This window comes from Qipengyuania sp. JC766 (assembly GCF_040717445.1).
Lineage (GTDB): Bacteria > Pseudomonadota > Alphaproteobacteria > Sphingomonadales > Sphingomonadaceae > JC766.
Genome location: NZ_JBFEFL010000001.1, coordinates 2,156,100 through 2,169,809, shown reverse-complemented (window position 1 = coordinate 2,169,809; position 13,710 = coordinate 2,156,100). Strand labels below are relative to the sequence as shown.

The 13,710-nt window shown below is 63.8% G+C and carries 14 protein-coding genes; 10 read left to right on the top strand and 4 right to left on the bottom strand.

Annotation, left to right across the window (positions count from 1 at the left end; translation table 11 throughout):
- Positions 1–30 precede the first annotated feature (30 nt).
- The 3 genes from AB1K63_RS10445 (at position 31) to AB1K63_RS10435 (ending at position 2,344) form a co-directional block, all read left to right on the top strand.
- Entirely contained in the window at positions 31–480 is a 450-nt protein-coding gene (locus AB1K63_RS10445) for a CopD family protein (RefSeq protein ID WP_366960066.1), read from the top strand.
- Positions 481–664: 184 nt separating this feature from the next.
- Positions 665–1,930: a transcription termination factor Rho gene (gene rho / locus AB1K63_RS10440; protein ID WP_366960064.1), complete on the top strand. Its 1,266-nt coding sequence runs from the start codon at positions 665–667 to the stop codon at positions 1,928–1,930.
- 24 nt (positions 1,931–1,954) lie between these two features.
- Positions 1,955–2,344 carry a BLUF domain-containing protein gene (locus AB1K63_RS10435; protein WP_366960063.1) on the top strand — a complete coding sequence of 130 codons (390 nt, stop codon included), beginning with the start codon at positions 1,955–1,957 and terminating at the stop codon, positions 2,342–2,344.
- 12 nt (positions 2,345–2,356) lie between these two features.
- On the opposite strand, the gene AB1K63_RS10430 is transcribed toward AB1K63_RS10435, so the two are convergent.
- Positions 2,357–3,946 carry an FMN-binding glutamate synthase family protein gene (locus AB1K63_RS10430; protein ID WP_366960062.1) on the bottom strand — a complete coding sequence of 530 codons (1,590 nt, stop codon included), beginning with the start codon at positions 3,944–3,946 and terminating at the stop codon, positions 2,357–2,359.
- A 10-nt stretch (positions 3,947–3,956) separates the two neighbouring features.
- Positions 3,957–4,655, bottom strand: coding sequence for a dienelactone hydrolase family protein (locus AB1K63_RS10425; RefSeq protein ID WP_366960060.1), 699 nt, complete (start codon positions 4,653–4,655; stop codon positions 3,957–3,959).
- Between the two features lie 91 nt (positions 4,656–4,746).
- Here AB1K63_RS10425 and AB1K63_RS10420 point away from each other — a divergent pair, with 91 nt between their 5' ends.
- The 6 genes from AB1K63_RS10420 to AB1K63_RS10395 all read left to right on the top strand — a co-directional run bounded on the left by AB1K63_RS10420 (position 4,747) and on the right by AB1K63_RS10395 (position 10,601).
- Positions 4,747–5,007: a DUF6489 family protein gene (locus AB1K63_RS10420; protein ID WP_366960059.1), complete on the top strand. Its 261-nt coding sequence runs from the start codon at positions 4,747–4,749 to the stop codon at positions 5,005–5,007.
- Positions 5,008–5,036: 29 nt separating this feature from the next.
- Entirely contained in the window at positions 5,037–6,314 is a 1,278-nt protein-coding gene (gene mnmE / locus AB1K63_RS10415) for a tRNA uridine-5-carboxymethylaminomethyl(34) synthesis GTPase MnmE (protein WP_366960058.1), read from the top strand.
- Positions 6,315–6,377: 63 nt separating this feature from the next.
- The gene (gene mnmG / locus AB1K63_RS10410) at positions 6,378–8,231 is read left to right on the top strand and encodes a tRNA uridine-5-carboxymethylaminomethyl(34) synthesis enzyme MnmG (RefSeq protein ID WP_366960701.1); all 1,854 of its coding nucleotides are present in this window, start codon (positions 6,378–6,380) and stop codon (positions 8,229–8,231) included.
- On the top strand, positions 8,228–8,869 hold the full coding sequence (rsmG, locus tag AB1K63_RS10405) for a 16S rRNA (guanine(527)-N(7))-methyltransferase RsmG (RefSeq protein ID WP_366960057.1): 642 nt from the start codon (positions 8,228–8,230) through the stop codon (positions 8,867–8,869). Before mnmG ends, rsmG begins: the two co-directional genes overlap by 4 nt.
- Complete coding sequence (locus AB1K63_RS10400) at positions 8,866–9,642, top strand: ParA family protein (protein WP_366960056.1); 777 nt, start codon at positions 8,866–8,868, stop codon at positions 9,640–9,642. The genes rsmG and AB1K63_RS10400 overlap by 4 nt, the downstream gene beginning before the upstream one ends.
- Positions 9,639–10,601 (top strand): ParB/RepB/Spo0J family partition protein, encoded by a 963-nt coding sequence (locus AB1K63_RS10395; protein ID WP_366960055.1) that lies wholly within the window; start codon positions 9,639–9,641, stop codon positions 10,599–10,601. The genes AB1K63_RS10400 and AB1K63_RS10395 overlap by 4 nt, the downstream gene beginning before the upstream one ends.
- Positions 10,602–10,655: 54 nt before the next feature.
- Here the strand turns inward: AB1K63_RS10395 and AB1K63_RS10390 are convergent, their stop codons facing one another.
- Positions 10,656–11,579 carry a glycine zipper 2TM domain-containing protein gene (locus AB1K63_RS10390; RefSeq protein ID WP_366960054.1) on the bottom strand — a complete coding sequence of 308 codons (924 nt, stop codon included), beginning with the start codon at positions 11,577–11,579 and terminating at the stop codon, positions 10,656–10,658.
- A 124-nt stretch (positions 11,580–11,703) separates the two neighbouring features.
- Entirely contained in the window at positions 11,704–12,186 is a 483-nt protein-coding gene (locus tag AB1K63_RS10385; protein WP_366960053.1) for a GAF domain-containing protein, read from the bottom strand.
- Between the two features lie 62 nt (positions 12,187–12,248).
- Here AB1K63_RS10385 and AB1K63_RS10380 point away from each other — a divergent pair, with 62 nt between their 5' ends.
- Positions 12,249–13,709: a sorbosone dehydrogenase family protein gene (locus AB1K63_RS10380; RefSeq protein WP_366960051.1), complete on the top strand. Its 1,461-nt coding sequence runs from the start codon at positions 12,249–12,251 to the stop codon at positions 13,707–13,709.
- Position 13,710: the final 1 nt, after the last annotated feature.

Below are 13,710 nucleotides of genomic sequence, written 5' to 3'. Positions count from 1 at the left end.
GCGGGCCCTCGCGTTTCCTAGATCGGCACCATGCAGGACGCTCTCTTCCAGATCTACGCCGCAGGCTGGCTGACCGCCGGGCACATCATCTTTGTGATCTTCTGGATGGCGGGCCTGTTCATGCTCCCGCGCCAGCTGGTCTACATGCATCCCAGCGCGCCCGGGTCCGAGGAAGAGGCGCTCTGGGCCGGGCGCAGCGCCCTGCTGCGCAAGATGATCCTGACGCCCAGCCTCATCATCGTCTGGACGTTCGGCCTGCTGATGATGGTCGCGATCGGCGCCTACACCATGGGCTGGTTCCATGCGAAGCTGCTGCTGGTGCTGGCGCTGAGCGGGTATCACGGCTGGATGGTCGTGCAGGCCAAGAAGATGGCGCGGGGCGAACGTCCGCTGACGGACCGGCAGCTGCGGCTGTGGGGCGAAGTCCCGGCCGTCGCCGCGGCGCTGATCGTCATCCTGGCGGTGGTGAAGCCCTTCTGACCCCGAGGCGGCCCCCGCGCAAACCATCGTGGCCCGCCGAGGTCGATTGACGGCCCTTCGCCAAGCGAGTATCTGCAACCCCGTATCCGGAACCGGCGCCCTTCCAAGTCCTGCGCCTCGATCCGCTTTCTCCAAGCCCATCGATCGATCCGGCCGTCCTACCTATCGGAAAATTACCTGAATCATGCATCTCAAAGAACTCAAAGCGAAAGCGCCCGCCGAACTGGTCTCCATGGCCGAGGAACTCGGGGTCGAAGCGGCCGGCACCATGCGGCGGCAGGACCTGATGTTCTGCATCCTTCGCGAACTGGCGGAGGACGAGGAATACGAAGAGAAGATCATGGGCATCGGCACCATCGAGGTGCTGCAGGACGGCTTCGGCTTCCTGCGCAGCCCGGAAGCGAACTACCTCGCCGGACCGGACGACATCTACGTGTCGCCCAACCAGGTCCGCAAATGGGGCCTCAGGACCGGTGACACGGTCGAAGGCGAGATCCGCGCCCCGCGCGAAGGGGAGCGCTATTTCGCGCTGACCAGCCTTGCCACGGTCAATTACGAGGATCCGCAGCAGGTGCGCATGCGCACCAATTTCGACAACCTCACGCCGCTCTACCCGGAATCGAAGCTCAACCTCGACACGCTCGATCCGACGGTGAAGGACAAGTCGGCCCGCGTGATCGACCTCATCAGCCCGCAGGGCAAGGGCCAGCGCGCACTGATCGTCGCGCCGCCGCGAACCGGTAAGACCGTGCTGCTGCAGAACATCGCCAAGGCGATCACGGACAACCATCCGGAAGTCTTCCTGCTGGTCCTGCTGGTCGACGAACGGCCGGAAGAAGTGACCGACATGCAGCGTTCCGTGAACGGTGAAGTCATTTCCTCCACCTTCGACGAGCCGGCGCAGCGCCACGTGCAGGTCGCCGAAATGGTGATCGAAAAGGCCAAGCGCCTGGTCGAGCACAAGAAGGACGTCGTGATCCTGCTCGATTCGATCACGCGTCTCGGCCGCGCCTACAACACCGTGGTGCCGTCCTCGGGCAAGGTGCTGACGGGCGGTGTCGACGCGAACGCGCTGCAGCGTCCCAAGCGCTTCTTCGGTGCGGCACGCAATATCGAGGAAGGCGGATCGCTGTCCATCATCGCGACCGCGCTGATCGATACCGGCAGCCGCATGGACGAAGTCATCTTCGAGGAATTCAAGGGCACGGGTAACTCCGAAATCGTGCTCGACCGCAAGGTCGCCGACAAGCGCATCTTCCCGGCGCTGGATGTCGGCAAGTCCGGCACCCGCAAGGAGGAGCTGCTGGTCGAGAAAGACAAGCTGTCCAAGATGTGGGTCCTTCGCCGCATCCTCATGCAGATGGGCACGATCGACGCGATGGAATTCCTCCTCGACAAGATGAAGGATTCCAAGACCAACGAAGATTTCTTCGACACGATGAACCAGTAGGGCGCTCAGTCGGGTTCAGTCGCAATGATCAGGATTGCCTACATCAGCACGGCCGAGGCGCTGGAGGAAGCGAATGTGGACGCTATCCTCCAGTCGGCCATGCGCAGAAACGCCCATGTTGGGATCACCGGTTTCCTCCTCTACAACGGCCGCAATTTCCTGCAGGTCCTCGAGGGGGCGAGCGAGGATCTCAACGCGCTCATGCGACGTATCGGGTCCGATCCGCGCCACAGCGGGATCGTGAAGATCGACGATGCCCGAGTCGAGGATCGCACCTTTCCCGACTGGGCGATGAAGCGCATCTCGTTGAACCACGACCGCGACCGGCGGCGCGAGGAAATCGCAGGACTGCTGCCGGAACGCTTCGACGGGCACCTGCGCCAGTCGGTGCTGAATTTCGCCGTCCTGAACTGACCCCAGTCCGGCTCAGCTCATTCGCTTGAAGGTATCGGCCCGCGCGCCGTGCCAGTGATGCGCGAAGGCGAGCGAATCGGGGTCTTCGAGCAGCTGGTTCGGCTCCGCAAAGGTGTAGATCGCATTCATCGCGTCGCTGCGCGCCCCGTTGAGCCGTTCGCGCAAGTCGCGCGGTTCGATTTCCCATGGTGACGAAAGACCCATCGCGACCACGATTTCGCGCAGCGACTTGAGCGTCTGCTGCTGGAAGCGCGCCACGCGCGGTCCCTTGTCCTCCACCACCAGGCCCTTCTGGCGCCAGGCCTGCTGGGTGGCGACTCCGGTGGGGCAATGATCCGTATGGCACTGCATGGACTGCACGCAGCCCAGCGCAAACATGAAGGGACGCGCCGCATTGCACCAGTCCGCCCCCAGCGCGTAGGCTGCGGCCATCTGAGCGCCGGAATAGATCTTGCCCGAAGCGGCGAGGTGGACCCTGTCCTTCAGTCCCGTGCCGACGAGTGCGTTGCGCACGTAGATCTGCCCTTCGCGCAGCGGCATGCCGACCCTGTTCGACAGTTCCAGCGGTGCGGCACCGGTTCCGCCTTCCGCGCCGTCCACCGTGATGAAATCGGGCGTGATGCCGGTTTCCAGCATGGCCTTGGCGAGAGCGAACACCTCGTGCGGCTTGCCCACGCACAGCTTGAGGCCGACCGGCTTGCCGTCCGACAGTTCACGCAGGCGTGCCAGCCATTCGAGCAATTCGATCGGGGTGGCGAAGGTGGAGAAGGCCGCGGGCGAGGTGACTGTCTTGCCTTCGGGCACGCCGCGCGCCCGGGCGATTTCGGCCGTCACCTTTTCCCCCGGCAGGACGCCGCCATGCCCCGGCTTGGCACCCTGGCTCAGCTTGATCTCGATCATCTTCACCACGTCGCGCGTAGCGTTGGACGCGAACCGGCCCGCATCGAAACCGCCATCGTCCGTGCGGCACCCGAAGAAGCCCGACCCGATTTCCCAGATCAGGTCGCCGCCATGGGCCAGGTGGTACTTGCTGATGCTGCCTTCGCCCGTATTGTGCGCGAAATCGCCCATCGCGGCGCCCAGGTTGAGCGCCTCGATCGCACGGGCGGAAAGCGAGCCGAAGCTCATCGCCGAAATGTTCAGCAGGGCGGAATTGTAGGGCTTGCGCGTATCGGGCCCGCCGATCGTGGTCCGCCAGGTATCGGGTGCGCGATCGTTCGGCACGATGGAGTGGCTGAGCCATTCGTACTCGTCCGAATAGACGTCCAGCTCCGTCCCCATCGGGTGCTTGTCCAGCTCCCCCTTGGCGCGGGCGTAGATCAGGCTGCGCTCCTGGTGGTTGAAGGGACGCCCGTCGAGGTCGTCTTCCACCACATAGGCCTGCGCGAAGGGCCGCAGGTCCTCCATCAGCCAACGAACCCGGGAGATCAGCGGGAAATTGCGTCGCAAGGTATGGCGCCGCTGCACGAAATCCCACAGCGCCAGCGCGGTGAGGGCGCCGAGGACGACTGCGAGCCAGACCGGCCCCAGCCAGATTGCCAGGGCCGTCAGGACCAGCAGGCCCGACGGGATGATGAACCGCCAGGGCGTCAGCGCGCGCATGGGACGGGTATCAGCCCAGATGCTTTGCGAAGAACTCGGCCGTGCGCTTGTCCGCCAGCTGCGCCGCTTCCTCGCTGCGCCGCTCCCCGAACTCGGTCGCGAAGCCGTGGTCGAGCCCTTCGTAATCGTACAGCGTCACCTTGGGGTGGTCGTCCAGCCCTTCGTGCATCGCTTTCTGCGTGTCCTTGTCGACGAAGCCGTCCTCCGTCGGGATATGCAGCATCAGCGGATTGGCGATCGCGTCCTTTTCGCGCAGCAGTTCGTCGATGCCGACGCCATAGTAACCGACGGTTGCATCCGAACCGGTCCGTGCGGCGGTCATGTAGGCGAGCCGCCCGCCGAGGCAGTAGCCGACCGCGCCGACCTTGCCCTCTTCCATGTCGTCGCGCGCCCATTCGATGGCGGCCTCGATATCGCGGACGCCCATGTCCTGGTCGAACTTGCCCATCAGGTCGAGCGCGCGCTGGAATTCCGGTTCGATGTCCGGATCGAGCTCGATGCCCGGCTCGAGACGCCAGAACAGGTCGGGTGCGACGGCGAGATAGCCGTCTTCCGCCAGCAGGTCGCACTTGCGACGGATGCCGGCGTTGATGCCGAAGATCTCCTGTATCACGACGATCGCCGCGCGCGGCTTGCTTTCGGGGCGAGCGACATAGGCGGCGAACTCGCCGTCTTGGTCGAGCGTGGAAATCTGCGTGTTGGCGGTCATCGGGGGTTCTCTCCTTGGTCGGTCGTGCTTGCGGGCAGGGAAATTCGTGCCCAAATGCGGTCATGGACACCACGATAACGGAGAAAACGCCATGAAGGTCCAAGTGGAAATCGATTGCACGCCCGAAGAGGCGCGCGCCTTCATGGGTCTGCCGGACGTTGGCAAGGCGAACGACGTCTACATGGATGCCGTGACCAATGCGATGAAGGGGGCGGCCAACCCCGAACAGATGCAGCAGTTCGCGCGCCAGCTCGCCCCCATGGGGCAGGTGGGCTTCAAGCTGTTCCAGACCTTCCTGGATGCGGCGACCGGACCTGCCACCGGGGACAAGCCGGCCAGGTCGAAGGACTGATTGCGCACCCGCGTTACCCGCGCCTGACGATGGACACGATCTTCGCCCTGTCGAGCGGCAGCCCCCCGGCCGCGATCGCCGTCATGCGCATTACGGGGCCTGACGCCGGCTCCGCCGTGAAAGCGCTCGCCGGCAGTCTGCCGCAGCCGCGCCACGCATCGCTCAGGACGCTGGCGGGAGCGGACGGTCAGGTCCTCGACCGCGCGCTGGTCCTGTGGTTTCCCGGTCCGGCCTCGGCAACGGGTGAGGATTGCGCGGAGCTGCATTTGCACGGGGGTAGGGCGGTCGTAACCGTCGTGGAACAGGCGCTCGCGACACTACCGGGCCTTCGGAAGGCGGAGCCAGGGGAATTCACCCGCCGCGCGTTCGCCAACGGCCGGCTGGACTTGGCCGAAGCGGAAGGGCTGGCCGACCTGCTCGAAGCGGAAACCGAATTGCAGCACCGCGCGGCGATGTCGGCGGTCGGCGGGGTCATCTCCCGGAAGGTCCACGGCTGGCGCGAACGGGCGTTGACCCTGTCCGCAACAGTCGAAAGCATCCTCGACTTTTCGGACGAGGACGATGTGAGCGAGCTGCCGCAATCCTTCCGCGAAGATGTGTCGGCTCTTGCGGGCGAAATAGCGGCAGAACTGGACGCGCCGAGGGCGGAGCGTATGCGCGACGGTTACCGCGTGGTCCTCGCCGGCCCGCCAAATGCCGGAAAGTCCAGCCTCTTCAATGCTTTGATAGGCGAAGACGTCGCTATCGCACTGGCGAGCCCGGGCACTACAAGGGACGTCCTGGAGCGACCGGTCAGTATCCGCGGCGTACCGGTGGTCTTCTCCGACACGGCGGGCCTGCGCGACGACGTGGCCGACGAGGCGGAAGGCATCGGCATTTCCAAGGCGCGCGATCAACTGGCCAAGGCGGATCTTGTTCTGTGGCTCGGTCCGGAAGGCGAGGGTCCGACGGGCGCATGGGAGGTAGAGCCGAAGGCCGATCTCCCCGATACGCCGCGAAAGTCGGCCGCGGATGTCGTCGTGTCGGCCAGGACCGGACGGGGCGTCGAGGATCTTCTCCTTCGGATCGCCGAGCAAGCCGGAAGCTCGCTCGTCCCGGCACAGGGACGTAATGCGTGGAACGAAAGACAACGCGCGCATCTCGTTGTGGCGCGGGGTGCGCTGGAGCGAGCGGAGGACGGTAGCGACCTTCTGCTGGTTGCCGAGAACCTGCGCGAGTGTCTTTCGGCATGCGACGCGATCCTCGGGCTCAAGTCTACCGAGGCGATGCTGGACCATCTGTTCGGGCGGTTCTGCATCGGCAAGTAGGTGTTTCACGTGAAACGTCCGACAGTCTTTGACCGCTTAAACCAACAGGCGTAAATGGCGCCCATGAACGAATTTCAGGTCCTTGTTGTCGGCGGCGGCCACGCCGGCGTCGAAGCCGCACGTGCGGCGGCGCGCATGGGCGCGGCGACAGCGTTGGTCACGTTCGACAAAGACACCGTCGGCGCGATGAGCTGCAATCCGGCCATCGGCGGGCTCGGAAAGGGCCATCTTGTGCGCGAGGTCGATGCGCTGGACGGCGTGATCGGCCGGGCGGCCGACGCAGCGGCGATACACTACCGAATGCTCAACCGCTCGAAGGGAAGCGCCGTATGGGGCCCCCGCATCCAGGCGGATCGGCGCCTCTTTCGCGAAAGCGTTCAGTCCTTCGTCGCGACGCAGGAGGGACTCGTGGTCGTCGAGGGTGAGGTTGCGGCTCTCCGGCTCGAAGGCGGCCGGGTCGGCGGCCTGGAGCTTTCCGACGGCACGCTCCTCTCCGCGCCGCGTGTCATCCTCTGCACAGGCACATTTTTGGGCGGCAAGCTGTTCCGCGGCGAAGAGCGTTTCGAAGGCGGGCGGATCGGCGAAGCGGCTGCATCGCGCCTAGGGCTGCAAATGCGCGAGGCGGATTTGCCGCTCGCCCGGCTAAAGACCGGTACCCCGCCACGCCTCGACGGGCGGACAATCGAATGGGCGCAACTGGATGTTCAGCCGTCCGAGGCCAATGACTGGACCATGTCGCCGCTGACGAAGCGGCGGAAGAATCCGGAACTGTTTTGCGCGATCACCAGAACGACCGAAGCGGCGCACGAGATCATCCGGAAGAACCTCGATCGTTCGCCATTGTTTTCGGGTGCGATCGGGGCGGCGGGCCCGCGCTATTGCCCGTCGATCGAAGACAAGATCCATCGTTTCGGAGATCGGGACGGGCACCAGATTTTCCTGGAGCCCGAAGCGCTGGATAGCCCACTGATATATCCCAATGGCATCAGTACATCGCTGCCAGTCGATGTGCAGCATGACATGCTTCGCGCCATGCCGGGGCTCGAACACGTGGAAATGGCGGTCCCGGGCTATGCGGTCGAGTACGATCACATCGATCCGAGAGCGCTCGACAGTTCCCTTCAGGTGGAAGCCATACCCGGCCTATATTGTGCGGGTCAGATTAACGGCACAACCGGGTACGAGGAAGCGGCTGCGCAAGGGCTCGTCGCGGGACTCGCGGCAGCCGCGGCTGAATGCGATACCCAAGCGCCGGCCCTCGACCGGAGCAACTCCTATATCGCAGTCATGATCGACGATCTCACGCTTCATGGGGTGAGCGAACCCTATCGCATGCTCACCGCTCGGGCGGAGTATCGCCTCCGGCTGAGAGCGAACAATGCGCATACTAGGCTCACGCCGCTTGGCATCGGAGCGGGATGCATTGGCGACGAACGCAGGCGCTGGTTCGAGCGGCGTGCCGAGGCGACAGCGACATTGCGGAAAGGGCTGGCACGTACCGCCACGGCCAAGGAACTGAAGGACGCGGAAATCGACGTGCGCCTCGATCAGCCGGGACGAAGCCTGAAGGATTGGTTGCGGCTCGAAAGTGTGACGCCCGAATCGATTGCACCCCTGCTCGGGGATATTAATTTGGACAGTTCGGTCATGGAGGAGCTGGCAGAGGACGCTCTTTATGAGCCATATCTGGTTCGACAGGACGCCGAACTGCGCGACCTCCAATCGGGCATGGCCGTGTCTTTGGGACGCCATTTCGACTATACGACCGTCCCGGGGCTTTCCAACGAGATGGTCGAACGGCTTTCGAACGCAAGGCCGCAAGACATGGCCGCAGCGAGCCGGGTCGCCGGGATCACGCCATCCGCACTCGCCGCGATCCTGGTGCAGGCCCGCCGGCGAAACGACCAGGCGGCGTGAGTACCATCCAATCCGAAGAACAGGCGCGCGACTACGTTCGCGCTCTCTGCAACGTATCGGCTTTTGCCAATCTGGGAAGGTTGGTTGACGGTCTGATAGCGGAGAACCGGAACCAGAACCTGATCGCGGAACCTACCGTCGAAATCATCTGGCAACGCCATATCGCCGATAGCGCGCAGCTTTTGGAGCATGTTTCACGTGGAACATCCCCTTGGCTGGATCTCGGCTCGGGTCCGGGCCTGCCCGGATTGGTACTCGCGGTCATGCGACCTGAACTAAAATTCGTTCTGATCGAGGAGCGACAAAAGCGCACCAACTGGCTGGTCCAAATGGTCGCCCGCCTGCAACTGCCGAATGTATCCATTGAGGCATCAAGGCTCCAGACCGTCCCACGGCAGGACGCCGGAGTGATATCCGCAAGGGCATTCGCACCGCTCGCAAAATTGCTCAAGTTGTCCGCTCGCTTCTCCACATCCGAAACGGCTTGGGTGTTGCCCAAGGGGCGATCTGCGGAGCAAGAAATCAGAGCTCTTCCCGAGCGACTTCAGCAAGTGTTTCACGTGAAACAGTCGTTGACCTCGGCGGACGCCGGAATCATTGTGGGTAGAGGCCAGATTCGAGCCGGAGAATTACCATGATCACCATTGCGATTGCGAACCAGAAGGGCGGGGTGGGCAAGACGACGACCGCCGTGAACCTCGCGACCGCGCTGGCGGCAACGGGTTGGCGGACACTCCTTGTCGACTGTGACCCCCAAGGCAACGCATCCACCGGGCTTGGCGTATCGTCCGGCGAGCGCAAGCTTTCCAGCTACGACGTGCTGGTTGATGATGCTTCGATTGCCAGTGCCATTCATTCGACCGGTATTCCCAAGCTCGATCTGGTTCCGGCGACAGTCGATTTGAGTGGCGCCGAAGTGGAACTGGTCGATGTCCCCCACCGCACCGGACGGATGCGACAAGCCTTGTCTACGCATTCCGGTCACGACATCTGTTTTATCGATTGTCCGCCGTCGCTAGGACTGCTTACCCTGAACGCCCTTTGTGCTGCGAACACGCTGCTCGTTCCGCTGCAATGTGAGTTCTTTGCCCTGGAGGGGCTGAGCCAGCTTCTCCAGACTGTCGAACAGGTGCGGGAGCGCTTCAACCCCTCGCTCGGCATCATCGGGGTGGCTCTGACCATGTTCGACAAGCGCAACCGGTTGACCGATCAGGTTTCCGACGATGTCCGGGATTGCCTCGGCGATCTGGTGTTCGAGTCGGTCATTCCGCGCAATGTCCGCCTATCGGAAGCACCGAGTCACGGAGTTCCCGCCCTGATTTACGATCATAGCTGTCGTGGCAGCCGGGCTTACATGGCGCTGGCAAGAGAACTGATAGGCCGTCTTCCGGCAGAAAGGGCCGCCGCATGAGCGCGCAGAATGCACCCGACCAGGCGTCGCCAGCCGGCAAGGGCACCGATCGCAAGAAGAAACTGGGCAGAGGCCTCGGGGCGCTCATGGGCGAGACCCGTACGGAAGCGAAGGTGGACCTGTCGTCGGAGGGCGGAACGATTGCCTCCGCGGATGCGGCAAAGGGCGGCCTCGCGTCGCTACCCGTCGCGTCTATCGAGCCGCTGCCGGGCCAGCCGCGTACCCATTTCGACGAGGATGCGCTCGAAGAGCTTGCGGCCTCGATCGCGCAGCGCGGCGTGATCCAGCCCATCATCGTAAGGCCACTGGCCGGTGGCCGGTACCAGCTCGTGGCGGGCGAGCGCCGGTGGCGTGCGGCACAAAAGGCCAGGCTTCATCAGATCCCGGCGATCGTCCGGGAGCTCGAAGAGCGGGAGATCATGGCTCTCGCCCTGATCGAGAATATCCAGCGCGAGGATCTCAACCCGGTCGAAGAAGCGCAGGCATATCAACAGCTTGCCGACAAGGAAGGACTATCCCAGAAGGAAATCGGCAAGCTGGTCGACAAGTCCCGCAGCCACGTCGCCAATCTTCAACGGCTGCTGCAGCTACCGCAATCCGTGCGGGACCTTGTGGTCCAAGGCGCTTTGAGCATGGGCCATGCAAGGGCGCTGATCGGGAACGAGGATGCCGAGAGGCTCGCGAAAGAGGCGGTGGCAAAGGGCCTGACCGTCAGGGACATGGAAAAGCTCGCCAAGGGTGCCGGAACGCGCAAGCAGAAGTCGCGCGGCGCAACTTCTCAGCCATCGAACGACAATGCCGATATTCGTGCGGTCCAGGATGAACTCGAGGCCTGCCTTGGCCTCAGCGTGAAGATTACGGCCGATGCCGATCCCAAATCGGGCGCCGTGACGATCCGTTACAAGTCGCTCGATCAGCTGGACATGCTGTGCCAGCGCCTGAGCGGTGGCGAGATCTGAGTTCCGGAAGCGGATCACTTTCTAGGGTGTGATCCGCTTCGCAATGCTTTCCGCTTAGTTGGCGTATCTGACCTTCTTGGCCTTCGGAGCAGGTGCCGCCTTGCGGTAACGCACGGGCTGCTTCTTGTATTCGACTTCCTTGCGGTAGGTCGGCTTGCGCTCGACCACCACTTCCTCGGTCACGTATTCGCGCACGACGCGGCGCTGCGGCACGGCCACCAATACCGGAACGAGCATGACGGGCCGGGCGACATAAGTCTGCGCATAGCCATGCTGATAGCCATAGGCGCCATAGGCATGCTGATAGTTCGCGTAAGGGTAGGCATGCCCCAGCGGAGCGGCATAGGCATACCCGTGATCGCCTTCGGTGTAGTAACCGCCGGCGTAATCCGCGCCGGCCTGTTCGTATCCGCCGTAGTGCCGATCGTAGACGGAGTCACAATACCGGCGGATTTCATGTTCGTCGGTCGATGAATCGATGGCCGAACCGATCGCGAGGCCGCCCAAGGCACCGATACCACCACCGATCAGAGTTCCGGCCAGCCTGTTGCCGTCGGCTACCCGGTTGCCGACGAAGCCACCGGCCAGAGCGCCCAAGACCCCGCCGACCGCCTTGCCGTCGTCGGCCCCGTCATAGTCGCCGGCGCGGACTTCGGCGTAGCACCGTCCGACCCACTCATCCCGGTCGTAAGCCATTGGGGCGGCGTAACCAGGATAGGAAGCGTGCTCGCGATAGGCGGCAGCATCCGCTTCAGACCAGCGCGGATCTGCCGAATTTTCCCAGTACGGCGTCTCGTACTCGCCGGCATCTGGCTGCAGTGGAGCGTCGCGATAGATAACCTGATCCGCACCTTCGACCGGAACTGCATATTCGTAGGCATCGTCCTCGTAACCCATTTCGGGTTGGGCAAGGGCGGGCGCAGTTGCCGTCAGCGCGACCATGGCGGCACACGCGGACGTGATCGAGCGGTACTTCATCACAGGCATCCTTTCCGGGTCGGGTGCGAATCGCACGCGTTAACCTGAGGTATACCATGTCGGAGAAGCAGAGAATCGCACCAGACGCGCATGTCCCGTATCGGGTCACGCGCCATGGAGCGCGTCAGATGCGGGAGCCGATTCGCGCTGCGAGTTGTTCCACGCCGTTCGCATCATCCTCGGTGAAGCGGGCAGGCTTTGGGCTGTCGAGGTCGATCACCGCCACAACCTTTCCGTCACGGACGATCGGCACGACCAGTTCTGACTGGCTTTGCGCATCGCAGGCGATGTGTCCGGGGAAGGCATGTACGTCCTCGATCCGCTGGGTTTCACCCGTCTGCGCAGCGGTTCCGCAGACCCCCTTACCCATCGGGATGCGAATGCAGGCCGGCCGGCCGATGAACGGTCCCAGCACCAGTTCCCCGTCGACGACGCGATAGAAACCCGCCCAGTTCAGGTCCGGAATGAATTCCCAAATCAAGGCTGCCAGATTGGCCATGTTGGCGACGCCGTCGGGTTCGCCTTGCGTCAGGGCATCGGCCGCATCGGCGAGCTGCCGGTAGCGTTCCTCGGCGGGCAGATCGGCGGGTGGTGCAAAATCGAACATTGTTCGCACCTAGGGCGATGCGCCGTTGCCGCAAGCCTTTGCAGCGCTTAATTGTCCTTATCATGAGCCTCATCAAGAAACTCCTCGTCGCCCTCCTGGTCCTCATCCTGGTGGGTGGGGTCGCCGGTTACCTGCTCCTCCAGGGTGACGAAGCCGAAGTTCCGCTGGCGGACGTGACAGGCACCGATCCTACCCTGGCTGCGCCCGACGCGGAATCGTTTCCCACCGTCAACGTCTTGAAGCCGATCGGCTGGGAGGATGGACAGGTTCCCACTGCGGCCGAAGGCTTGCAGGTCCAGCGCTTTGCCGACGGGCTGGAACATCCGCGAGTGGTCCATACGCTTCCCAATGGCGACGTCCTTGTCACCCTGACGCGCGCGCCGGCCAAGGAAGAAAGCGGGGGTATCCGGGGCTGGATCGAGGGGCTGCTGTTCGAGCGTGCCGGCGCGGCCGGTCCTTCTCCGAACCAGCTCGTCCTGCTGCGCGACACGAACGGCGACGGCAGCGCCGACCAGCGCAGCGTCCTGACGGAGAACCTCGATTCCCCCTCGGGCATCGCCTGGGGCGACGACACGCTTTATATTGCCAATCACGACGCGCTGGTGAGCTTTCCCTACCGCCTCGGCGCGTCCGCCATCACCAGCGAACCGCGAAAGCTGATGGACCTTCCCCCAGGCGGCGGTCACTGGATGCGCAACATCATTCTCGATCCCGATGGCGAGCGGATCTACGTCGCGGTCGGCTCGGTCTCCAATATCGGGGATCAGGGAATGGAGGTCGAACAGGGCCGGGCGGCTATCCATGAATACAATCTGGAAACCGGCGTTTCGCGCATTTTCGCCCAGGGTCTTCGCAATCCCAACGGACTGGACTGGAACCCTTGGAGCGGCGAACTCTGGACCACGGTCAACGAGCGCGACATGCTCGGCTCCGACCTCGTCCCCGACTACCTGACCAACGTGCCCGTGGGCGCCCATTATGGCTGGCCCTGGCTGTACTGGGGCGACCGGGTGGACGAGCGAGTTGAGGCCCCGCGCCCGCAATACCTGTCCAATTATACCCGTACGCCGGAATACGCGCTCGGCCCGCACGTCGCGGCGCTCGGCCTCGTGTTCTCGGAGCAGGGCAATCGCATGGGAAGTCGCTTCGGCCGCGGCGCATTCATTGCGCGGCATGGATCGTGGAACCGGGTCCCCGCGTCCGGTTACGACGTCGTCTATGTGGCGTTCGACGAGCGCGGCAACCCGCAAGGCAAGCCGGTTCCGATCCTGACCGATTTCATCACCGGAGACGGCACCACGCGCGGTCGTCCGACTTGGGTGGACTGGGCGGCAGACGGTGCGCTCCTTGTCAGCGACGACACCGCCGGCATCATCTGGCGTGTCATCGCTCCGAACGCGCAACCTGCGGCGGAAATCCAGAGGGTACGCGGGGAAAGCCTCCCACCGCAGAGCGAGCTGCGGGGCGATCCCGCGGATGCCTTCAGTGAGGAGTTCGCCCGGGAGAACCCGCCGCAGTTCTGAC

Coding starts and splice junctions, on each gene's coding strand:
- mnmE (WP_366960058.1), top strand. CDS start 5,037: ATGGACACGATCTTCGCCCTGTCGAGCGGCAGCCCCCCGGCCGCGATC.
- AB1K63_RS10385 (WP_366960053.1), bottom strand. CDS start 12,186: ATGTTCGATTTTGCACCACCCGCCGATCTGCCCGCCGAGGAACGCTAC.
- AB1K63_RS10445 (WP_366960066.1), top strand. CDS start 31: ATGCAGGACGCTCTCTTCCAGATCTACGCCGCAGGCTGGCTGACCGCC.
- AB1K63_RS10435 (WP_366960063.1), top strand. CDS start 1,955: ATGATCAGGATTGCCTACATCAGCACGGCCGAGGCGCTGGAGGAAGCG.
- AB1K63_RS10395 (WP_366960055.1), top strand. CDS start 9,639: ATGAGCGCGCAGAATGCACCCGACCAGGCGTCGCCAGCCGGCAAGGGC.
- AB1K63_RS10420 (WP_366960059.1), top strand. CDS start 4,747: ATGAAGGTCCAAGTGGAAATCGATTGCACGCCCGAAGAGGCGCGCGCC.
- mnmG (WP_366960701.1), top strand. CDS start 6,378: ATGAACGAATTTCAGGTCCTTGTTGTCGGCGGCGGCCACGCCGGCGTC.
- AB1K63_RS10425 (WP_366960060.1), bottom strand. CDS start 4,655: ATGACCGCCAACACGCAGATTTCCACGCTCGACCAAGACGGCGAGTTC.
- AB1K63_RS10430 (WP_366960062.1), bottom strand. CDS start 3,946: ATGCGCGCGCTGACGCCCTGGCGGTTCATCATCCCGTCGGGCCTGCTG.
- AB1K63_RS10390 (WP_366960054.1), bottom strand. CDS start 11,579: ATGAAGTACCGCTCGATCACGTCCGCGTGTGCCGCCATGGTCGCGCTG.
- AB1K63_RS10400 (WP_366960056.1), top strand. CDS start 8,866: ATGATCACCATTGCGATTGCGAACCAGAAGGGCGGGGTGGGCAAGACG.
- AB1K63_RS10380 (WP_366960051.1), top strand. CDS start 12,249: ATGAGCCTCATCAAGAAACTCCTCGTCGCCCTCCTGGTCCTCATCCTG.
- rho (WP_366960064.1), top strand. CDS start 665: ATGCATCTCAAAGAACTCAAAGCGAAAGCGCCCGCCGAACTGGTCTCC.